At 53.9% G+C, this 21,533-nt stretch carries 12 protein-coding genes and 1 pseudogene; 8 read left to right on the top strand and 5 right to left on the bottom strand.

Features of this window, described 5'->3' with window-relative positions:
• The first annotated feature begins 79 nt into the window (after window positions 1-79).
• Together R3C20_15215 and R3C20_15210 are read left to right on the top strand one after the other, a co-directional pair.
• Window positions 80-403 (top strand): four helix bundle protein, encoded by a 324-nt coding sequence (locus tag R3C20_15215; protein MEZ6041854.1) that lies wholly within the window; start codon window positions 80-82, stop codon window positions 401-403.
• Window positions 404-723: 320 nt separating this feature from the next.
• Window positions 724-1,884, top strand: a pseudogene (locus R3C20_15210) (DUF1552 domain-containing protein).
• A 430-nt stretch (window positions 1,885-2,314) separates the two neighbouring features.
• Here the strand turns inward: R3C20_15210 and R3C20_15205 are convergent.
• Window positions 2,315-3,961, bottom strand: coding sequence for a pyridoxal-dependent decarboxylase (locus R3C20_15205; protein ID MEZ6041853.1), 1,647 nt, complete (start codon window positions 3,959-3,961; stop codon window positions 2,315-2,317).
• A 294-nt stretch (window positions 3,962-4,255) separates the two neighbouring features.
• On the opposite strand from R3C20_15205, the gene R3C20_15200 reads away from it, so the two are divergent.
• Window positions 4,256-6,163: a hypothetical protein gene (locus R3C20_15200; GenBank protein ID MEZ6041852.1), complete on the top strand. Its 1,908-nt coding sequence runs from the start codon at window positions 4,256-4,258 to the stop codon at window positions 6,161-6,163.
• A 124-nt stretch (window positions 6,164-6,287) separates the two neighbouring features.
• On the opposite strand, the gene R3C20_15195 is transcribed toward R3C20_15200, so the two are convergent.
• Complete coding sequence (locus R3C20_15195; GenBank protein MEZ6041851.1) at window positions 6,288-7,427, bottom strand: HEAT repeat domain-containing protein; 1,140 nt, start codon at window positions 7,425-7,427, stop codon at window positions 6,288-6,290.
• Between the two features lie 570 nt (window positions 7,428-7,997).
• Between R3C20_15195 and R3C20_15190 the strand changes: the two genes are divergently transcribed.
• Entirely contained in the window at window positions 7,998-9,233 is a 1,236-nt protein-coding gene (locus tag R3C20_15190; protein ID MEZ6041850.1) for an ABC transporter permease, read from the top strand.
• A 234-nt stretch (window positions 9,234-9,467) separates the two neighbouring features.
• Here the strand turns inward: R3C20_15190 and carB are convergent, their stop codons facing one another.
• Complete coding sequence (gene carB, locus R3C20_15185) at window positions 9,468-12,716, bottom strand: carbamoyl-phosphate synthase large subunit (GenBank protein ID MEZ6041849.1); 3,249 nt, start codon at window positions 12,714-12,716, stop codon at window positions 9,468-9,470.
• A 375-nt stretch (window positions 12,717-13,091) separates the two neighbouring features.
• On the opposite strand from carB, the gene R3C20_15180 reads away from it, so the two are divergent.
• Window positions 13,092-14,165 carry a hypothetical protein gene (locus R3C20_15180; GenBank protein MEZ6041848.1) on the top strand — a complete coding sequence of 358 codons (1,074 nt, stop codon included), beginning with the start codon at window positions 13,092-13,094 and terminating at the stop codon, window positions 14,163-14,165.
• Window positions 14,166-14,230: 65 nt separating this feature from the next.
• On the opposite strand, the gene R3C20_15175 is transcribed toward R3C20_15180, so the two are convergent.
• Window positions 14,231-15,661 carry an NAD(P)/FAD-dependent oxidoreductase gene (locus R3C20_15175; protein ID MEZ6041847.1) on the bottom strand — a complete coding sequence of 477 codons (1,431 nt, stop codon included), beginning with the start codon at window positions 15,659-15,661 and terminating at the stop codon, window positions 14,231-14,233.
• 433 nt (window positions 15,662-16,094) lie between these two features.
• Between R3C20_15175 and R3C20_15170 the strand changes: the two genes are divergently transcribed.
• The 3 genes from R3C20_15170 to R3C20_15160 all read left to right on the top strand — a co-directional run bounded on the left by R3C20_15170 (window position 16,095) and on the right by R3C20_15160 (window position 18,733).
• Window positions 16,095-16,436, top strand: coding sequence for an SDR family NAD(P)-dependent oxidoreductase (locus R3C20_15170; protein MEZ6041846.1), 342 nt, complete (start codon window positions 16,095-16,097; stop codon window positions 16,434-16,436).
• Between the two features lie 336 nt (window positions 16,437-16,772).
• The gene (locus R3C20_15165) at window positions 16,773-17,861 is read left to right on the top strand and encodes a TauD/TfdA family dioxygenase (protein ID MEZ6041845.1); all 1,089 of its coding nucleotides are present in this window, start codon (window positions 16,773-16,775) and stop codon (window positions 17,859-17,861) included.
• 158 nt (window positions 17,862-18,019) lie between these two features.
• Window positions 18,020-18,733 carry a YfcE family phosphodiesterase gene (locus R3C20_15160; GenBank protein ID MEZ6041844.1) on the top strand — a complete coding sequence of 238 codons (714 nt, stop codon included), beginning with the start codon at window positions 18,020-18,022 and terminating at the stop codon, window positions 18,731-18,733.
• Between the two features lie 184 nt (window positions 18,734-18,917).
• Here the strand turns inward: R3C20_15160 and R3C20_15155 are convergent, their stop codons facing one another.
• The gene (locus R3C20_15155; protein MEZ6041843.1) at window positions 18,918-21,419 is read right to left on the bottom strand and encodes a TolC family protein; all 2,502 of its coding nucleotides are present in this window, start codon (window positions 21,417-21,419) and stop codon (window positions 18,918-18,920) included.
• Window positions 21,420-21,533: the final 114 nt, after the last annotated feature.

Here is a 21,533-nt window from a genome sequence, read left to right as displayed (position 1 = left end):
GATGATTGATGATTGATGATTGATGATTGTCGATTGATGATTTTTGATATCAGAAGGAATCAGCAAGTAAGGTCGCAGAATGACGAAAGCGGGTGATATTGAAGATCGACTGATTGACTTTGCTGTTCGCGTACTGAACGTGACAGAGGCTTTACCGAACACAAAGGCAGGGAATCACATCGCAGGGCAGCTTGTTCGGTCAGGCATGATCGCCGCGCCGAACTATGGAGAAGCTCGCGCTGCCGAGTCCCGTAGAGACTTTGTTCACAAGATGAAGGTCTGTTTGAAGGAACTCAGAGAGACATTGATTTGCTGCGCATCATCGAACGCAAAGAGTTGTGTCCACCCGAACGACTGGCGGACATCATCAAAGAATGCAACGAGCTCACAGCGATCTTCGTAAAGAGCGTCAAACAGCCGAAGCGTAGTCAGCAAGATGAAAAACTTAACCAATCAGGAATCATCGATGCAGGGGAAACGGATTGATGTTTGGCGATTGGTGACAGTTGGTTTTCGGAGTGAAGGAAATCGCAACGAACCAGCGTGGAAACATCAACCATGAAACACTTCAACAATCAAAAATCACCAATCGCCAATCATCAATCCGTCCGTTCTCTCAACCGTCGTCGCTTTCTTCGCGGGCGGGAGTCACGCTAGCTACCGTTTCTGGACAGCCTGCATTCAGTATCAGCAAACCAACCGGAGTCGGAACTTCCGCGGCGGATGCTGTTGATCTGCAACAATCTTGGCGTGTTGCCCAGGCCGTTTTTTCCCGAGGGGACGGGACGCGATTACGAACTCTCGCCGTACCTCGCTGATCTGGCTGAGTTCCGCGACGACTTCACCGTGATCAGTGGCCTCTCACATCCGGATGTTGACGGTGGTCACAGCACGGAGAACTGCTTTCACGGCAGCTCGCGGCCCGACAAAGAGCGGCTTTCGCAATACCATCTCGCTCGATCAATTTGCCGCTGAACGATTGGGACCAGTGACGCGGTTTCCTACGCTCAACCTGGCGTGAACATCGACGAGGCGAACCGTAGTCTTTCCCGGACGCGCGACGGTGTGCTGTTGCTCGCCGAAGACAGTGCGTCTGCTCTGTTTCGAAAGATGTTCGTCCATGGCGATCAGGATGCTGTAAAACGCCAGCTCCATCAACTCGACGAACGAGGCAGTATTCTCGATACGTTGCTTGACGATACGCGGCAGTTCCGCAGCCATCTTGGTCGCGATGATCAATTGCGTCTCGATCAGTACCTCACATCTGTCCGAGAAATCGAAGAGCGACTGCACACAGCCCGACAGTGGGAACGCGCCCGAAACCAACCACCGATCAGCAGCCACCGGAGGACATTGACGACCAGAAGTTGTTCTTTGAGAAGTTCGACCTGATGCTTTCGATGGCGAGGCTGGGCGCTGGAATCAGATTCCACGCGCATCGTCACGCTGATGGTTGATGCCTTTGCGACTCCCGCGTTCAAGCTGCATCCCGATCAGAACACAACCGATGGCTACCACAATCTCAGCCATCATGGCCAGTCAGAATCGAAGGTGCAGCAACTGCAGGATGCCGATCATCAGCAAATGACATTGCTCCGCAAGCTGTTCGGACAGCTTGCCGAAACTCGTGAAGGCGAAGACCGGTTACTGGACCGAACAATGATCCTGTTTGGCAGCAACATGGGCGACGCCAACACACACGACAACACAAACCTGCCGGATCCTTCTTGCTGGTGGCGGTTTCCAGCACGGCCAGCACCTGCCTTCCGGCGCGATCAGAACAAACCACTGTGCAACCTGTTTGTCACGATGCTGCAGCAGCTTGGTATCGAAGCAGACACGTTCGGAAGCAGCACTAGCACGTTGAATGAGGTGAATTCATGAGACGATAGAGATCGCAACTTCGTAGGACGGCCTTTCCAGGCCGTCGGTTTTCTTTCGACGGCCTGGAAAGGCCGTCCTACTCTGGAATGCTGCTCCTGTCGCCTTGCAGCTTCCGATAGAAGTGATTCAGGCTCAGGACGTTCACCCCCAACAATAATGGCCGAGCCACCATTGCGGCTCTCTTTGCAAAAGCGGTGGACGATGGCGGCAGGGAGTCGATTCCTCCCGGCGGTGACACGCTGCTTGTTTCGGACAACATCTTTCAAGACAGATTTCCGGGCAAACACGTACCTGCATTCTTTATCGTCCACCGCCCAAATTGTTGCGGTTCTGACCAGCTCAGCGGTTTTGCCCAGAAGGCGAACTCGCGGGGCTTGCCCAGTTCGATACCAGAGAAGTGTACACTGTCCTGTCTGCGATTGAGCGATCTTCAGGTTCGATGGGACGCTTCTGCTAGACGAGCCCGCTGGATGGATTCGACGACGGCCTGAACATACTGCGAGTCAGAAAACGGGCTCATGATGTATGACTTGAGCGCAACGACCGGCTGGCCGTAATCGGTCTCGCGAAATCGATCGGTCATGGAAATAACAACGCCCTCTCCCCGCAGGGCTTCGGCATGAACCCGTTGGAAAATCCGCCGATTGTAGTCATTGAATTGATGCAGCAGCGGTTCATATTTCTGATCTGTTTGCTCAAGGTGCGGGAATTCAAACGTGTCAACGTCATCGGGATAGACGCGAAACAATGTCACGGGACCAAAGTTGTCGGCGTTCATCACACTGATGGCTGGTTGAGCCGAAAGTCGGTTGCGCAGCGTTTCTGCCATCGTCACCAGATGAGCGAGCAGTGTTCGAAGTCCGGTCTTTCCGAACAATCGCAGACAACCCAGCGCTGCCATGGGGCCAGTTCCGCTTCGACTGGTCTCAAGCGTGAACTTTCCCGGATTGTACGTCCCGGATTGAAACAGGTAGGGAGTCACCGTCTGGTCGCGCGTCAGTAGCTGAAAATCTTCGCTCCTTTTAACGAACACTGCACTGGAGACATAGGGTGCGAATCCCGTCTTGTGGTAGTCCACTCCGATAGAATCGGCGAGACTGAGATGGCGGATTCGGCGATTGGCCCCAGCGAGAGCTCTTAATGTTCGATCAGGAAATTCAAGTGGATTAGAGTCAAAGTCGTAGTCATTGAAGGCACTCCAGGCCCAGCCGATGACGGCATCCGCATGGATGTGCGGAACGTAATCCAGCGAGAACTCGTGCACCATGTGATCGCGAATCTCGACCAGTTTCTCAAGATGATCGATACCAAAGGCATCTGTTGTCCCCATTGTTGCGACGATCGCGGCAATCTTTTTCCCTTCCTTCAGGAGCCGTCGAAGTTCGGATTCGAACAGGCAGGTTCGGATTTCGTTATTTGGCGCGGTCGGAATCACTTCGATCTGGTTAAGCCCAATTCCAAGCCATGCCGCAGCTGTTTTGGTGGCGTAGTGAGCCTGATCAGAGCAAACAACAACTGGCTTTTCACACAAGCCTGTCTGCATCGTGCCCGGGCAGCATTTTTCAATCCCGATCCGAATGGCATACAGCAGTGTGCCTGTGCCACCAAACGTAAAGACTCCGCTGCATCCTGCCGGGTCATACCCCATCATGGCTGCCGTCATGCTGATGGCTTCGGCTTCGGCCAGCGCGACACGACGGCTGGATTCTTCTCCGCACAGATTCGGGTTGTAGATCGCCGGAAGCACCGTACCGAGAATTCCGGCAATGCAGGGGGGCGGAATAACATTGACCTGAGATCTGGGGTGCCCCCAGATGAACATACCGGAAAGGTGCTCCACCAGATCTCGCGATACCGCTTCCACCGTCCCGGATTCTTCAGGCACGGTCGCATTCACCGCCGCCGCAAAATCCACGGGCTGCGCATCCCCAAGAATTGGCTTTGCGGATTTCAGTGCATCGACCTGATCGAAGGCACGCAGCATTGAAAAAACAAACCACGCATCATGTTCCTGATCCGAAATCGGCTGCGGAAACGCGCGACGAAGTTGTTCCAGATTTTCTCGGTAAACCGGCATGATAATTTCATCACAATGTGCGACTGGCGAACGTCAAATGCCACACTGCGCGGGACCTGTTTGAGGATGTTGAGGTTTCAGCGGAAGTCGCGTGGCAGGCGAAATAAAGAATGGTGATCAGGTTTCGACATTTCTGTAAGAATTGTCGTAACTTGACGCATTCCTGGGGCGGTCGTCACAGTACCGTCCAACAGCCGGTTTTCCACTGTTCGCAGGAGCTCTCGAATAATTTCTGTTTGAATCGATGAGTTTCGGATTCGTACGCATCGCCCGCTTGATGAACGGCCCTTTCAGATGAATGAGACTTCTGTCGAATCTGCAGTCCTGAAACTGGGGCGAAATATCACGATACTGCCAGTGATTCATGGCAGCGGTGATTTTGCCGTCGAAGTTCGACGTTTGATGCTTTCAAAACATTTCGACTGTCTTGCAGTGCCTTTGCCCCCGTCGTTTCGAAATGAAGTTGAAGCGGCTGTTGATCTGCTGCCAGGTATTTCTGTGGTCCTGCAGCGCGAGCCTGTTCAGAAATTCAGCTCCGGAAGCTTTGAGGGGGACTCCGATGAATCAGGCAACCATTCAGAAGGTCACGAACGTGCGAGCTACGTGCCGATTGATCCCTGTCAGCCTGTTGTTGCGGCATTGCGCATCGCGATTCAGGAACACATGCATCGCGCTTACATCGATCCCGAGTGCGATCATTATCAGCCCCGCGCGGCAGTACTGCCAGATCCCTATGCCCTGAAACGAGTCCTCGCGGATCAGTTTGCGGCGGCCGTTCTTCCTGTCATTCCGCGTCCCGAAAGCGAACAACAATGGACACGCATCCATTGGATGGCATGGCAACTGCATCAACTGTCAAAGCAGCATGAATCGGTGTTGCTTGTTTGTAACATCATTGACTGGCCATGGCTGCGAGATGCGTTCAATTCCGCAGTCGATTGTCCGCCTGCTCCTGCAGCGCCTGCGAACCCCGCGCAGATCTTTTCAGTGGATCCCAGAACACTGCTTTTTGTCCTGGGTGAATTGCCTTTTATTACCAGCCTGTACGAACTGGCTCGAGCAAAGCTGGACAGTGACGAAAATCTGTCGATTGATGGGATCAAGGCGTTGCTGATTCATGCACGCGAACATTATCGAAACGAATTCAAGTCACGAGCCCGAAAAATTACTCCGCACCTGCTTTCGACGTGCCTGAAGTATATTCGCAACTTGTCTCTGATGGATCGTCGGTTCACGCCGGATTTATACACGCTGATCACTGCCTCAAGCCAGATTGCCGGAGACCAGTACGCGATTCACGTTGCAGAAGCCGCGCGGGATTACGCTTTTGAACCTCTGGACGAATTTCCGCTCGCCAGGTTTGGAGTGGGTCGATTGCAGTTACCTGATGGAACAGACCTGGAGCCCGTGAATCGCCTTCCCGGGCATCCTGTCGTCTGGCGATCCTGCCAGCTGAAGTCTCGTCCGGAAATCCGGAAACAGGTCGAATGGCAGCGCACCTGGAATCCATTTGGTCAGTGCAGCTGGCCGCCGGAGGATGTCGCTATCGAACGCTTTCGAACCCATATCAAAGATGTGGCTCTGGAAATGCTGGGGAACGACATGGCCCGTACCGAAAAATTCAGCAGCAGCATGAAAGACGGCCTGGATATTCGGGAAACTCTTCGGAACTGGCACACCGGCGATCTGTTCGTCAAGGTTTTTCCTCCAGCACGCGGAAAGCTGGACTGTGTGGTGATGCTGTTCGACAGCCCCGCCGATCCACGTGACTATCCCTGGCGAATTACCTGGCATGCCGAAAATCATGACGAATCGACTCTGGCCCTTTTTGCCACCAGCTATCTGGACAAGATGATTGGACCTGGCATTTCGCTGGCCCAATACGGCGGTTGCATGTTTCTGTTTCCGCCACGCCCTGTTGTTGACATCTGGAGAGATGCACGATTCGATTTTGTGGATACGCTGGAAGAACGCCTGATTGCAGCGGCCCTGCACTATTCGAATGAACGGCATATTGCCCTGATGAGTCACGCCCCGCCAGGAGCAGGCTGGCGACGGCTGGCCAGCAAGTACAAGAAGAAAATTGTCCACGTGCCGATGAACAAGTTTGGAACATCGACGATCGAAAAACTGCGGATGTTCCACGTCCTGAACGGTCATCAGGTCCGCTCATTCGCGTCTCACTTCATCCGCAAACCCTAGCCTGGCTGTCCATTGAAAAACCGGGACCGGCACGCAGGACGACTGGAAACCATCGTGTTTTCAGGTCTCCTGCTCGAGCCAGTCCAGTTTTTCAACAGGCAGCTGGTTGCTTCTGAACGGTTTCTTAGAAAACCAGCTCTTCGCAGTTTGCCAGTTTCATTCCCAAAAGGGCTGCACATGAGTAGCGATCATGGGGGAGTCCGTACTGATCGAGAGTGAAATAAAGGTTGCCAATACCCCATAAGTCATCTGTATTGACCATACTGGACAGCACACGTTTCTGAGCTTCGTCCAGAGTTGTTTGTGGTTCAAACTGCGGTTCAAACGCTGCAGACAACAATGCATTTGTGAGCGGCAACAGAGCGAACCGGCTGGCGTTTTCCAGCTTCTCGCACATCGCCGGGATCGACGATCGACGCAAGGCGACAGGAATACAGGACAAGCTGAAAGCGGCATCTCCTGTGGAGGATTCGCCGGCCCCCGGGATATGTTCGTAGCACTCCAGTGGTTCGGCGATGAAGTCCAGAAGCTTCCGAGCGACTTCTTCTGTGGGGGCGAGACGCGACAGTTCGCACGTTGCCATACAGACGACTGCCCGATGTTGATTGGGGTCATTGATGAGTCTGCTGAGCTGGTTTATCTCACCCAGTTCTCCAGCAGCAAAGACAATGGCCGATCGCACCCAGGGGTTTGTTTCGACAGCCAGTCGTTCGAGCAGTTTTGGAAGTGATCGTTCTTTGATCGTCGGAAGACATGCCAGTACCCATGCCGCACCCGCACGCAGGCTGATGTCGTTTTCATTGATCAAATCATACAGCAGTTCTTCACCGGCGAGTGAATTCTTATAAATCTGGTGCAGGGGAGCTGCATAAGGATCGTCCAGACTGACGTCCAGGATCTGACCACTAAAGTAAACATGGGTACCATCGCCCCATGTCGGCCGTTCGCGAATGCTGAAGAAACCCGTAATCAGATTGCCCCAGAATCGAAGTAGTTCACCGCGGTTGGCAATATCGTCGGATTTGCAGATTTCAATCAGAAACGGAACCACATAAGGGGTTGCAGAATAACGGCTACCCTGATGAAAGACGTTGCCATACAACGTCCAGACAGCGTTACTTCGAATTCCGGGATCATCGACCAGTAATTGGCGGAGCAGGTCCGGTACATCGTCCGCAGGGCCCAGTGCATGTTCCAGCTTTTGCCATGGGATCAGTTCGAGGGATTCCAGCATCATCGATTTCTCAGTGGGTCTGGGATTCATGGAAATCACGGGGAGTCTGCCGTTGGTTGTGTCACTTTCTACAACCATACATCCAAAAAAAACGGAACGGGAAAATAGAAGGAGTCGCGTTGGATGCAGACCGGTCAAGTGCAGGTCCTGTCAGGAGTTACCCGCAGTGACACCGTCATCCGCACTTCATCGATGGATGGGTAAACCATCAGCGAGTGGAAACTATTTGTCGACTCTTTCCGTCTCACTATGACAGACGGCGATGTCTGAGCAGACCATTTCGGATTTCAGCCTGTCAATATATGGTGAATCCTCCAGGTAAACACGAGCGTAGATTTCGGCCATTTCCGATTATTCGTGTTTGCCTGATTATTCCTGATCGATTTCTGACAAATGATTGACCATCAGGCTTCCGGAATGCCACAGGTGCTTTTACGAGGCCACGATGGGACTCTCCATGAGGAATCCTGTCAGCAGAATGCCTCTGAGATGTGATTCCGGTGACGGCGGTTTGCATTCTCCAGGGGAGTCGCCAGAATTCGACGCCAGCGATCGTCTCGCCGAAACTACAACTGCCTGTCAAAACGAAACCTGCCGACGATGAATGACGCCCTGACCATTACAAGGAAAGACCTGCGTCTGCTTTCGCGCGATCGCCGTGCCCTGGTGATACTGGTCGCCCTGCCGATGGTGATCATTGCGATTGTGGGTTCTTCCACAGGCCGGCTTCGCAACGACCGCGAACAACGTCGGCTTGGCCTGAATATCGAAGTCGCTGACTTCGACCAGACACCCACGTCAAGACGACTGGGTGGGTTTCTCGCGGCATTCGAGAACGTCAGAATCCTGCCCGTTCCCGTAACAGAAAGCGACTTGGCTACAAGGATGCCGGAACTAAAGTCGTCGATCCCCAACGGTCAGGCCGACGCGAGGATTGTGATCGGGCCGACGTTCGAATCTTCGCTTCAGCAACTCTCCCGCAGTGAACTCACGGCACCCGAAACAGGCCCCCTGAAGGATGGTCTGACAGCAATCGATGTCCATGTCAGCCAGAACGAATTGGCCGATCCGCTGACAGAAGGTCTGTTAAAAGCTCTGCTTCGGTTGTCTTTGCAGGATGCGATGCTGCCGATCCTGGCGGAAAAGATGCCGGTATTCCGAGGGGCAGCCCGGGATTCTGTTATCCCCGAGCCCTGGGTCGATTCCGAAGCGGCCCGGCGGGAGAGCAAGGCAGACATCCGGGTGTATCAGTTCCTTGTCCCGAGTTATACGGTCTTGTTTGTCTTTTTTCTGGTCAACATCATGGGACGGTCCTTTATCGCAGAACGCGATATGGGAACTTTGAGAAGACTGAAAATCAGCCCCGTGAAACCGGGTTCGATTCTGATCGGCAAGACACTTCCCTTTCTGGTGATGTCACTGACTCAGACAACCATTCTGATGGTGACCGGGAAACTGTTGTTCGGGATGTCCTGGGGACCATCACCCTGGCTGCTTGCACCGATCATGTTCTGTACATCAATGTCAGCCACCATGCTGGGGCTTCTGTTTTCGACAATCTGCAAGACAGAGTCGCAGGTTTCGTCTTTCGGAAATCTTATTGTGCTGTCCAGTGCCGGCATCAGCGGCTGTCTGGTGCCTCGAGCCTGGATGCCTCCGCTGAGCCAGAAGATTAGCCTTTGCACACCACATGCATGGGCCCTGGATGCTTATGGCGAATTGCTGACGAGAGAATCTCCCGATCTGGCCAGAATCACACTGTGCTGCGGCGTGCTGCTGACATTTGCCACCGTCTTCTTCATCGGTGGCTGGTTGCGATTTCGGAACGACACGTAGCTGTCTGCTGCATCATGATGCCTACTGGCGGTGGACGCACCGACTTGATCAATCCGATCAAACGCCGTTTGAGCCCCCAGTCGTATCGAAACCTGATGCAGACAGGCCGCTCAGTTCGCTCAGTTCGAAGCAGATCGGCCCATGTTTCGTCGCTTTTTCCTGCGGCTGAAGCAGCTGTTGGCCTCCGTAGGGTTCAGCACCAGGTGAAATGAGCGGATGTTCAAGCCCGGATCATTACTTCGTCCATTCCTGAATGGACTTTATCTGCGGCAGCGGATTCTTCTGCAGAGCCGTGAGTGCATCAACGACTGCCAGGCAGCCCGGCAGCGTTGTGACACAGGGGACTCCATAGGCGACCGAGGCTGCTCGAATTCGGCCTTCATCTGTTCGAGCACCTTTTCCACTGGGGGTATTGAAGATCAGCTGGATCTCGCCATTGGCCATCAGGTCCAGCAGATTGGGACGCCCTTCCTGCAGCTTGCGAACCAGTTCAACTTCCAGACCCGCATCCTGCAGGACACGTGCTGTACCGCTCGTACACACAACCTGGTAACCCATCGACTGCAACTTGCGAGCAGGTTCTATGATGCGTTTCTTGTGGCCGGCGGCCATACTGATGAAGACCTTTCCGCTCAGCGGCATCTTTGCACCAGCAGCAATTTGTGCTTTCGCGAAGGCAATCGGGAAGTCTTTGTGAGTCCCCATCACTTCGCCGGTGGATCGCATTTCAGGGCCAAGCACAATATCCACGCCTGAAAAACGACTGAACGGGAAAACGCTTTCTTTGACCGAAGTGTATTCCGGGACAACTTCACCGATGATTCCCTGGGTGGTGAGCGATTGGCCAACCATAACCTTCGCGGCAATTCGGGCCAGTGAACGACCCGTTGCTTTGGAAACAAACGGAGAAGTTCGCGAAGCGCGTGGATTCACTTCAAGGATGTAAACCGTGTATTGGTCCCCGTCCATCTTGACGGCAAACTGAATATTCATCAGTCCGCGGACCTGCAGTTCCTTCGCCAGTGCTCGTGTGGCAACTCTGATTTCATCGATAACGGTGTTCGGAAGTGAGTGCGGCGGCAGGGCACATGCCGAATCCCCCGAATGCACACCTGCTTCCTCGATGTGCTCCATGACGCCACCGATGATTGTCGTTTCGCCATCCCCGATGGCATCCACGTCGACTTCGATGGCATCTTCCAGGAATTTGTCGATCAGCACCGGCTTTTCCGGAGACGCGTCGACTGCTTCGGTCATGTATCGAACAAGCGAGGGTTCGTCATAGCAAATCTCCATCGCTCGACCGCCAAGGACGTAGCTTGGGCGAACCAGAACCGGGTATCCAATTCGATCTGCCGCCCGGCGGGCGGCTTCGATATTGGTTGCGATGCCGTTTGGTGGCTGACGAAGGTTGAGTTTCTCCAGGATCGCCTGAAAGCGTTCGCGGTCTTCTGCCGCATCAATCATATCCGGACTGGTTCCGATGATATTGACACCGGCGGCTTCCAGACCTCGTGCCAGATTCAGAGGAGTTTGTCCTCCGAACTGGACAATCACACCGTCGGGCTCCATCCGATCGCAGATGTTCAGTACATCTTCGGTCGTCAGCGGTTCGAAGAATAAATAGTCGGAGGTGTCATAGTCCGTCGAAACCGTTTCCGGGTTCGAATTAACCATGATGCTTTCGATGCCGAGTTCTTCCAGTGCAAATGCCGCCTGACAGCAGCAATAATCAAACTCAATCCCCTGCCCGATTCGATTTGGTCCGCCGCCCAGAATCATGATCCTCTTCTTGCCTGCTTCCCTGGCCGGCGTTTCGTCTTCCTGTTCATAGGTACTGTAGTAATATGGCGTGTAGGCTTCGAATTCGGCAGCGCAGGTATCCACCTGCTTGAACGTGGCCACAATGCCCAGCGACTTGCGATACTGGCGGACATCCATCTGCGAGCAATCCCACCAATAGGCCAGCTGCGCGTCTGAAAACCCATTCTGTTTGGCAAGTCGAATCAGTTCCGGCGTTGCGTCGTCAAGTCGTCCCACCTGCCGCAACTGCTGTTCAATCTGGACGATTCGTTCAATGCTTCGCAGGAACCAGGGGTCGATGTCGGTCAAGTCATGAATTTGCTCAACGGTAAAGCCAGCCTTCAGTGCATACCGAATGTAAAAGATTCGTTCGGCATTTGGCGTTGAGAGTTTACTCTGAATCTCATCCCGCTCCGGTTGTCGTTCGGTTCCCCAGAGATCCTTCTTTCCTCCGCCGAGACCAAAGTGACCGATTTCGAGACCTCGAACGGCCTTTTGCAGTGATTCACAGAAGGTGCGACCGATAGCCATTGTTTCACCGACCGACTTCATCTGAACGGTCAGGGTTGGGTCGGCTTCCGGAAACTTCTCGAACGTCCAGCGAGGGAACTTTGTGACGACATAGTCGATTGTCGGTTCAAAGCATGCCAGCGTTTCTCGCGTAATATCGTTTGGGATTTCGTCCAGACGATAACCAACCGCCAGCTTTGCAGCGATCTTTGCGATCGGAAATCCTGTCGCTTTTGATGCCAGCGCGCTGGAGCGACTGACACGAGGATTCATTTCAATGACAACCATTCGGCCGTTGTCGGGATTGATGGCAAACTGGACATTCGATCCACCCGTCTCCACGCCGATGACACGCATGACAGCGATCGTGGCATCCCGCATCCGCTGATACTCTTTGTCACTCAGCGTTTGAGCAGGAGCAACGGTAATTGAATCGCCCGTATGGACTCCCATCGCATCAAAATTCTCGATGGCACAGATGATGACCACGTTGTCGGCGCAGTCACGCATCACTTCCATCTCGAATTCTTTCCATCCCAGAATAGATTCTTCGAGAAGAACCTCGTTAATCGGGGACATCGACAGGCCGTGACGCACCTTCTCTTCGAATTCTTTGATGTTGTAAGCGATGCCACCACCTGTTCCACCCAGTGTAAAGCTGGCTCGAATGATGATGGGCAATCCGATTTCTTTCACAGCCTCGTTCGCTTCATCCATGTTGTGAACGACAAAGCTGCGCGGGACATCCAGGCCGATTTCAATCATCGCCTTCTTGAAGCCATCGCGTTCTTCCGCGCGTTTGATCACGTCTTCCCGCGCACCAATCATTTCGCAGTTGTATTTTTCAAGGACACCGCGTCTGGCGAGTTCCATTGCTGTGTTCAGACCGGTCTGCCCTCCAAGCGTTGGAAGCAAAGCGCACGGGCGTTCGAGTTCGATAATCTTTTCGACGTATTCCGGAGTGATAGGCTCGATATAGGTGCGATCGGCAGTTTCCGGATCAGTCATGATGGTGGCGGGATTGGAATTCACCAGCACGACCTCGTAGCCCTCTTCGCGAAGCGACTTGCAGGCCTGCGTACCTGAATAGTCGAATTCACAAGCCTGTCCAATGACAATGGGTCCCGAGCCAATGATCAGGATCTTTTTGATATCGTCTCGCCGTGGCACGCTTGATAGTCCTTACAGTCGCGATATGCAGAATGAAGGTTGTTCATCCTGCACTGAAACTACCCCAGTCGCGACCAATCCGTGCGCGTACAGGTTTCGCAGAATGTTCCGGAAAAGTTTCCGAGGGAGCGGCGAAGGGGCCTGTAGCGGCAAACGGCACTGGACCGCGCAAAATTTCGAGCAGGTTACCAGCAAATCGTGGTCATTCAAGAAGCGTGGCCCTGTGCGATCAGCAACTTGGCCAAACTACAGCCGATGCCCCCCTGGTATTCTCGATTCTGGGCCAAATCGATATGGTGAACGGAGCACGGGCCGAATACCGCTGCACAGATTTCTTCCACTGAGCACACACTCGAATCAGAGCAGAAAGCCATCATGCGCTTTACCTACGACATACGCAAATCATGGAAGCAGAACTACGACGATGGCCCGCAATTCGGCGAGGAATTTCTTCCACAGGTTCAGGATCCGTGCCCGCAGGAGCCTTCGAAATCCTTTCTGGGGCTTCCTGTGAACAGTCGGATCGGAATTGCGGCTGGACTGCTGTTGAACAGCCGCTGGGTCGCTGGCTATGCCGCTCGTGGCTTTGACATTTTGACCTATAAGACTGTTCGAAGCGTTGAAAGAGACTGCTACCCTCCGCCGAACTGGGTTTTCCTTGAGGAGGAATTGGGAGATGCGGATCAGCCGGTTTACGTTCGTCAGGAAGTCCCTTCAGACCCTCAAAATATCAGTTCATCGGTTTGTTTTGGGATGCCATCTGTCTCCCCGGATGTGTGGCGAGAAGATATTCGAGCTGCAAGGCAGAGCCTCAGAAAGGGACAGGTTCTGGTTGTTTCTGTTGTTGCGACGCCATCAGCCGGTACGACATCAGCCGCCATTGAAAATGACTTCGCACAATGTGCTGAATGGGCCGTCCAGTCGGGCGCTGATGTTGTGGAAGCGAATCTTTCCTGCCCGAACGTCTGTTCCTCAGAAGGAACGATTTATCATGACGCCGAATTCAGCCAGCGAGTTTCACAGTCGATTCGCAATCGCATCGGTGCGGTGCCGTTATTGTTGAAGACTGGTTTATTTGCGGGGCACGGCCAGATGAAGGCCTTCGCGAATGCCGTGGCGGGAATCGCGGATGGGATCACGCTGGTGAACTGCGTCATTCGCACCGTATTGAGACGAGATGGTCAGCCGGTTTTCGGTTTCGAATACACCAAAGCCGGCGTCCTTGGCCGGGCCATCCATGGGCCATCGGTCAGGGCCGTTCAGGGTCTGCGCCGCCTGCTGCAGGATGAAGGACTTCCGCTTCAGGTCGTTGCGGTTGGCGGGGCAGCACTGGATTCAGATTTTGCCGATTTCTTTGAAGCCGGGGCGGATGCTGTTCTTTGTGGTTCGAGTCCCATGTACCAGCCAAACCTGGCACAACAGCTGAAGGAATCACATCCTGAGTGGTAACGAAGGCCTCATGAGAAGTGTTGCCCGGAATTTGCAGTATTGTGAAATAGCAGTATTGTGAACCGTTACATTCCAGCTTCTGCCGGGGTCAGAAACTTATCCACATCGTTGCTGACAATGACTCCGTAATTGACTGCTCCCAGCCATCCGGACATGATGATGCCAACGCTGCCGGCATGAAACAGTCCGGGAATCTGTTGCGGCAGATCGCGGCTCACCTGAAGACCTTCGAACTTCGTTCCAAACGACGATCCCGCGATGTGCCGCGTGTAACGTTCAAACGTTTTCGGCGTTGCGGCTTCCACATGATCCAGCATTGTCCGAACGTTGGGGACGTATTGTTCGAGGCAATCGAGAGTTGATTCGATCAAATGGCGTTTTGCCAGTTCATAGTCTTCTTCGTTCAGGTCTGCCCAGTCACGATAATTTGCGTTCGTTGATGAAACGATCAGCCATCGGTCGCTTCCTGGGCGTGTGCGAGGATAGTAGAAACTGAACGTTCTGCTGCTCACTTCCATACTGAGCATTGCATCGATGTCGAAGCCTTTATGCTCTGAGTGGAACAGCAAGTCTCCTGCACTTTCATCAAAACCTTCTCCCGGTTTTAGTGCGATGTAAACCTGACAGGAACTGTTGTTCAATCGAACCGCCTGAGCATCCTCAACAAACCGATGATCGAAGTTTGATTCGCCAACAAGATTCAGAATGGTCGATTTGATATTGGCGTTCGATACGATCGCTCGGCAACCGATGCGGCGGCCATTGACGACAACCCCGGTCACCTGGCGATGCTGATCGACTTCAATTTTTTCGACCAGGGTTCGGATTCGGATATCGACGCCGTTGGCAATGAGTTCTTCTTTCATCTTGCCAACCAGTGCGTCAGTGCCGCCTTCAAATGTATAAACGCCCTTCTGCATGAAGTTGGAAAAAACAATGCCGTACGTGATGGCAGGATCTTCCAGGGTTGAGCCGTTCGCGTAGGTAATGGGTTCCATCAGCAGCCGAACAACGTCGTCTCGACCAGGAAAGAACTCCTCAAAGAGTTCCCGGGTGGTTTTCTGCTGGTCGTCATAAAAATTCATTCCCCGCGCCGTATCGAAGAAACGCGTTACTGTTTCCGGCTGAATGCCGAACGTTTCTATCAGAATCCGAGTGAAATCTTCACGGGTGAATGTGGTACGAAGGGAGAACTGCGGGTTTTCGAATCGGATGCCAGTCAGCGGTACGATGGAATCGGCAATTTCGCGGCTCCAGTATTTGCGGCAGCTCTTGATCATCCCGAACGGAAAGCCGTGCAGCGAGATATCGAAAATGTGCCCGCGTGAACGCTTAAACCATGTTGCCATTCCCCCAAGCTGGTAGTGGTGCTCCAGCAGCAGGACACTGTATCCCTGACGTGCCAGAATGTTGGCCGAAGTCAGTCCGGCGAGACCACTGCCGATGACGATCACATCGTAGCTGTCGCGAGCATTCTTCAGAAAATCCCTGGGCATCAGGCTCTCTCGGCGGGGAAAGTTCGTGTGGCGGAAATCCGGCATTCACTGGCGGAAGGATGATCGCCACCCGGAAAAAGGTGGGAATTGTTGGTCACTGGACGGCATACAGCAACCACTGGGCAAAAAAATTCCCGGAAGCAGCGAATCCAAGGGGGGCGGAGGACTCAAGCTGCTTCCGGGGGCGATTGGCTTTTTATTGTCGGACTTAAGATGCTGGCCGTGTGTTGTGTGCCGTCACATCTCAGGACCGAACGGTAAGACGATTCAAAAAACAGGTCAATACGTTTTGTGGCTCACACGCCTGAAACATGGGGGGCCAGGGAATAATTGTCAGGTACTACAAGCATTGGACCCGACATTTCGGCAATTCCAGCGACTTGTTAAGGTTCACCGGCGGATTCTGCAGACCCTAACAACAGGAAGACTGAGCGTGGCAGACGATTTATTTGATGTGTCGGATCGGGTTGTTCTCATTACGGGTGGAAGCCGTGGCATTGGTCGGGCGATTGCTGGTGGATTTGCCCGTCGAGGTGCAAAGGTCGTCATCTGCAGCCGACAGGAATCATCGGTCGCTTCCACCGTCGCGGAATTTCAAAGCGAAGGGCTGTCGATGACGGGGCTCGTGTGCGACGTCAGCAGCACCGATTCCATTCAGCAAACGGTTGATTCTGCTCTGAAGCAGTTCGACCGCATCGATACGCTGATCAACGTTGCCGGAGTCGCATGCCGAGACAAATTTAGCTTTGTGAAGTTTTCTTTAAATAATCCCTGACCTTAGCAATAGAAGACGACATCTGGCCACAGTGACTCGAGAAACCTCCTCAGGTTTGCGGGGACCCGCAAGTTGATTTCGCCATGCGCCGTCCAAATTTTGCCAATCGAACCGCGCTTTTCATTCCAAACTAATACCTAGGGTGGCCGCGTGAGCTGTTTGTGTCTTTTTTCGGAATGTCTCCCGAAGTTGTGACACGCTGGTTTGTCGCTCACATTCACTGGAAGTCTGCCCAATTCTGGAGCACTCGTTTCGCAGCTCTGCACGTCGCTGAGGCAGCGACACCGTGGCCGTCGCCGTCGTGATTCGAAGAGACTTGCCACCAGCAATTCTGGTTTGCAACTCGACAAGCCGGAGTCCTCTGCCCAGAATGTTGGCGTCATTCTGGATGGGCTTTCGTTCGCTTCATCCTCCTGCTTCACGATAGGGCGAGATACTGCAATGCCGTTTGGTGCCTCTTTGGCTTCCGTTGCTGGTGAAAGAAACGATGATGGAACGAGCACGTTCCCGGCGGCCTACGTCGCAGACACAGCTGATGCGAATCTGGACGAGGTTGTACGATGGATTTCTGAGAACGCCGAATCGCTCGTCAGTCAGGCCGCTGAGACTGGCGCAGTTTTGTTTCGCGGATTCCCGATCGTTACCGACAAAGATTTTGACGCATTCATAACAGCATTCGGATTGCCGAATTTCAAGTACGAAGACAGCCTGTCGAATGCGGTGCGCGTCGTTCGAACCGAACGTGTCTTCACAGCCAACGAAGCGCCTCCGGATGTGCGGATTTGTCTGCACCACGAAATGGCACAAACTCCTGTGTATCCGTCTCGGCTGTTCTTCTTCTGCGAGAAAGCCGCTGAAGAAGGGGGCGAAACACCCCTCTGCCGAAGCGATGTGCTCTTCGACAGAATGACTCGCGAGATGCCTGAATTCGCCGCCGACTGCGCCAACAAAGGCCTCAAATATTCTCACGTGATGCCCGCGGCCAATGACGCCGCATCCGGCATGGGCCGCAGTTGGCAAAGTACCCTGAGGTCAGAAACAAAGGAGCAGGCGGAAGAGCGACTCCGTTCGCTTGGCTACACATGGACCTGGTTAGATGACGGCTGTCTGAAAGTAACGACGCCGGTGCTTCAGGCTGTGAGGCAGCTAAGCAACGGAAAAACAGCCTTCTTTAATCAACTGATTGCCGCGTTTCACGGATGGAAAGATTCACGGAATGATCCGACCCGATCCATTACTTTCGGGGATGGCACTCCACTTGACCCCGCGACCATGCAACGAGTCATCGAAATGGCAGAGGAAATCACTTTCGATATGCGATGGCAGAATGGAGACGTCGTGCTCGTCGACAACTACGTCGCGATGCACGGGAGACGAGTTTTCAAGGGGACTCGCCGCGTTCTCGCTTCGCTGGTTGCTTCCTGAATGACCGCGGCACTGTTCTGTCGGAAGAATCTTTTCGGCACAACTTCCCCGCAAAGAAAATGGATCAGACGGTTGGGTCGTTTTCGATCCGGCAAAGGTGTTCGTCTCCATCAGGGCGCAGGTTGAGCAACCTGTAATTCAGGGACTGGGGTGTTCCAATGAAGATTCTTCTGCTGGCAGATATTCACGCCAACTGGCCCGCACTATCTGCCATCGAAGAGTCGTTTGATGCGTGTTTGTTCATGGGTGACGTCGTGGATTATGCGGCCGACCCGGTTCCCTGTATTGACTGGGTTCGTCAATGTGCGACCGCCTGGGTTCGAGGGAATCATGACCATTCCGTTGCGCAGCGGGTTCAGGTTCGCCCCGGCGGAACGTTTCGGCAGATTTCAGCCGCACTTCGTCCCGGCCATTTAACAGTATTGAACGATGATCATCTGACATGGCTCGCTCAGATGCCGGTCACCCGATTTTTGACGCTGGGGGGCAAACGGTTCATGTTGGTGCATGCCAGTCCTCGCGATCCTATGGATGAATATGTTCAGGATTCCGAGGAGCAATGGGCGGCCAGGCTGGAACATGTTGACGTCGATTTTGTCTGCGTTGGCCACACGCATATTCCGATGCACCTGACGATTGGAAGCATTCAGGTCATCAACCCGGGTAGTGTGGGGCAGCCACGCGATGGTGACCCGCGCGCATCGTACGCTGTCATTCAGGATGGCGTCGTCCATTTCAGACGCGTGCATTATGACATCGATCGAGCTGTTCGCCACATTCGTGCGATGTGTAACGACGATGTCGCAGCGCAACGGGCTGAAGCGGTCCTGCGTTCCGGGGGAAACTCAACTGCGACCACTGAGTTTCTTTGACGTGTGTGCCATCATTCGAAGCGTGTCTGTGGGATGAACCGGTCGCGAAGCTGTTGAAGTCGGTGGATCAGAAGAACGCGGTTGTGCTGCTCCTGTGGCAGCGCGCGCTGGTTGTGGCCAGAAGGGAATGACTTCGCACCCTGCTGGTGTTCGCGGAAGAACCGTGACGGAAGTCGTCATTGTTTCAGGGGTTTGAGCGTTCGACAGGGATCGCTCCCAACGGGATCGCTCGACCTGGCTTGCGTGCCTTTTTTGCACCAACCCAGCCGATTCGTGTGGCTGTTTCCGGCGGTAGACGAGTGACCCGATCGTTTGATGGATTTGGGATCACCGGTTCCTGCGGACGCGGGAGTTCCAGTTGGCTGTCCGGGTCAGGTACGATCTGCGGCATCGGCGTTGGTTCGTTTCTGAATTGCGGCGCTGGTTCTACAGGAGCCCCGGCATCTGGTGCTGGCTCAAACACTTCGGATTCCGGAATTGAGCGGAGCGGAGCATTTTCGGGTACAGGCGGCACCTGCATCGCACCGTTGGTGGATTCGGTTGTCATTCCTGCGACGTGCGGACGATTGGCGTTCCCCTGAGCTTCCCAGGCGGAGGGAGCAGGTCCGGCAACGAATTCCATCGGTTCAGTCTGAAGTTTGGTGTTCTCGAGTCCGTGGGAGATGGCTTCGCCGCGGCGTCGGGCGTCTTCGTATGCTTTGGGATTCCATTCGCCTTCAGCCAGCGAAATCGCATGACTGGCGAGCGTGGTGCCCTTACGAAACTCGAGGTCCACAAGACCCTTGTTGTATTCAACAATACTTCGCAGATAAGACTGTTCTGCGTCGCGTCGATTGATCTTTGCGTCCAGAACCTGGCCAAGCTGCGAGTAATCGCGAGAGCGACTATTCAACCTTGCTTCGAATGCTTCGTGAGCACTGACAGCGGCTTCGATTCGCTTGGTACTTGATTCTGCCAGTTCGTACCAGCGGTCCATGTTCAGGAGGCTGGTGTTGAGTTCGTACGCGATGTCCGCTTCCTGCCGGCTCAACACTGCTCGTGATTTCGCCAGTCGTAGTTCGTAGTTACGAATCTGGGCACGCGCCAGCCTCAGGCCGATGGGCATTGAGAATGACAGTCCCAGGTTCCAGGTCGTATTGAAGCCCTGCGTAATTGATTCGTAGGCGCTGTGGTAGCCGATATCCGTGATACCGTCGTCGTCTTCGTTTCCAAACAGCTGGTCACCGAAACCGTTCACACGATACTGAGAGACAAGGTCCAGTCGTGGACGTGCCAGGTTTTCGGAGGCTTTCAGTTGAAGTTCAAGACTCTTGATTTCCCATTTCTGTCGGCGAAGTTCGGGGCGATGGGCAAGGGCATCGGTCAGTGTCTTCTGCCAGTCGACCTGCAGGCGAGCTTCGGATGGATGTTCCGACGGTGTCAGAAATTCGCCATCGCTGAGAGGCAATCCCATCAGTCGCCGCAGGCGAGCTTCGTGGTCCAGGATATCTGCCAGAGACCCTTTGATACGCGCGTCTGCTTCGTAGATACGAGCGCGAGCCTGCTCGCGGGGGCCGGCGGGCGTGTCACTCTCGCGCCGAAGGTTCAGTTGATTCCAGAAGTTCAGCAGATCTTTGAAGGTTTCAATTTCTGAATCATAAAGTCGCAATGCGAGGTAGAGATCCCAGTAGCGATTTTCAACATCCCGAACAACGGTCATGACGTTCTGTTCGAAGTCGATGGTGCTGATGTCCGAATTGATTCTGGAAATCAGCACGCCCTGAGAAACACCTGAAACGCCTCGCAGGTTCTGGCCGATCGGACCGGCAATGCGAGTAAATTCGGTGCCGGATCCAGCGAGAAGCGGCTGGCGATATTCTGCCTGAACAAACCCAGTGTACGCCGAAGGGAATAATCGGTTGCTCACATTGTTCTGACTGTAGTTCCAGTCATGCTGAACAGAGAACGTCCCGGAATTTGCCAGTGGCTTTTCGATCCGTGAGGACCATTGAGCTGTTTCGTCGGTGAGTGTCTGTCCGGCGTTGAGATTAAAAAACGGGGAGTTCTGCGGGTCTTCTGAGCGGCCCCATTGAATGCTGTTTGTGAACAACGCGTCGAAGTCTGCGAGTGCCGCTTCCGGGCCTCGATTTCCGAAAAGAAAGCTGGTTTCCTGAATTGCTGTGTCGTAGACCGATGTCACTCGAGACGGATTTGCGAGCAGTGGATTGGCCGGAGAAAGAAAGCTGCCGTCATCCGTCAGGATCGCAGACCGTGCCAATGCGGAGCGAACACATTCATCCAGCGTAACCAGCCGGTGTTTCACCTTTGACATATCCCGAATCGATCGGGGTTTGTGGAAAAGTTCCGGTGCGGTTTGATGCGGTTCTTCCTCAATTGGATATTCAATCGACGTCGCAACGTCCTCGTAGTGAGACAGTGACTGCGGATCTCCCACCAGGTACTGCAGGCGAGCCGTAGGCCCGGCGCAACCCTGAGACAGCAGCGCTGCCATCAGCAGCAGCACAACCGTCGTCCTGGATCTTGGGGATGCGATCACTCGATTTGCCTCCTGAATCGCCGGGAACGTCGTCGAATTCCAACGCCCGGCCATTCGATGTTGGTCACTTCCAGCCTGAGAAGGCCGAAGTTCTCCGTCCGAAGTTGTCTTGACCAGCCATTCCATCGCCTTGTCAGGTTGATGCCTCATCGCTGAAATTCGATTCTGCTTTGCCCGACATCCTGACGCTCTGCCGACCACCCAGGCGGGCGAACAGAGAGCGCAGGCCCACGAAGGGATGGCCTCGTAATCGTTATCGTCGGA

Source organism: Planctomycetaceae bacterium (assembly GCA_041398825.1).
Classification (GTDB): Bacteria; Planctomycetota; Planctomycetia; order Planctomycetales; family Planctomycetaceae; genus F1-80-MAGs062.
This window is presented reverse-complemented; position numbering and strand designations above follow the sequence as displayed.

What these genes read in the sequence shown, in the direction of transcription:
- R3C20_15215 (MEZ6041854.1), top strand. Translation starts at nt 80, where the DNA reads ATGACGAAAGCGGGTGATATTGAAGATCGACTGATTGACTTTGCTGTT.
- R3C20_15205 (MEZ6041853.1), bottom strand. Translation starts at nt 3,961, where the DNA reads ATGCCGGTTTACCGAGAAAATCTGGAACAACTTCGTCGCGCGTTTCCG.
- R3C20_15200 (MEZ6041852.1), top strand. Translation starts at nt 4,256, where the DNA reads ATGAATGAGACTTCTGTCGAATCTGCAGTCCTGAAACTGGGGCGAAAT.
- R3C20_15195 (MEZ6041851.1), bottom strand. Translation starts at nt 7,427, where the DNA reads ATGAATCCCAGACCCACTGAGAAATCGATGATGCTGGAATCCCTCGAA.
- R3C20_15190 (MEZ6041850.1), top strand. Translation starts at nt 7,998, where the DNA reads ATGAATGACGCCCTGACCATTACAAGGAAAGACCTGCGTCTGCTTTCG.
- R3C20_15180 (MEZ6041848.1), top strand. Translation starts at nt 13,092, where the DNA reads ATGCGCTTTACCTACGACATACGCAAATCATGGAAGCAGAACTACGAC.
- R3C20_15175 (MEZ6041847.1), bottom strand. Translation starts at nt 15,661, where the DNA reads ATGCCCAGGGATTTTCTGAAGAATGCTCGCGACAGCTACGATGTGATC.
- R3C20_15160 (MEZ6041844.1), top strand. Translation starts at nt 18,020, where the DNA reads ATGAAGATTCTTCTGCTGGCAGATATTCACGCCAACTGGCCCGCACTA.
- R3C20_15155 (MEZ6041843.1), bottom strand. Translation starts at nt 21,419, where the DNA reads ATGAGGCATCAACCTGACAAGGCGATGGAATGGCTGGTCAAGACAACT.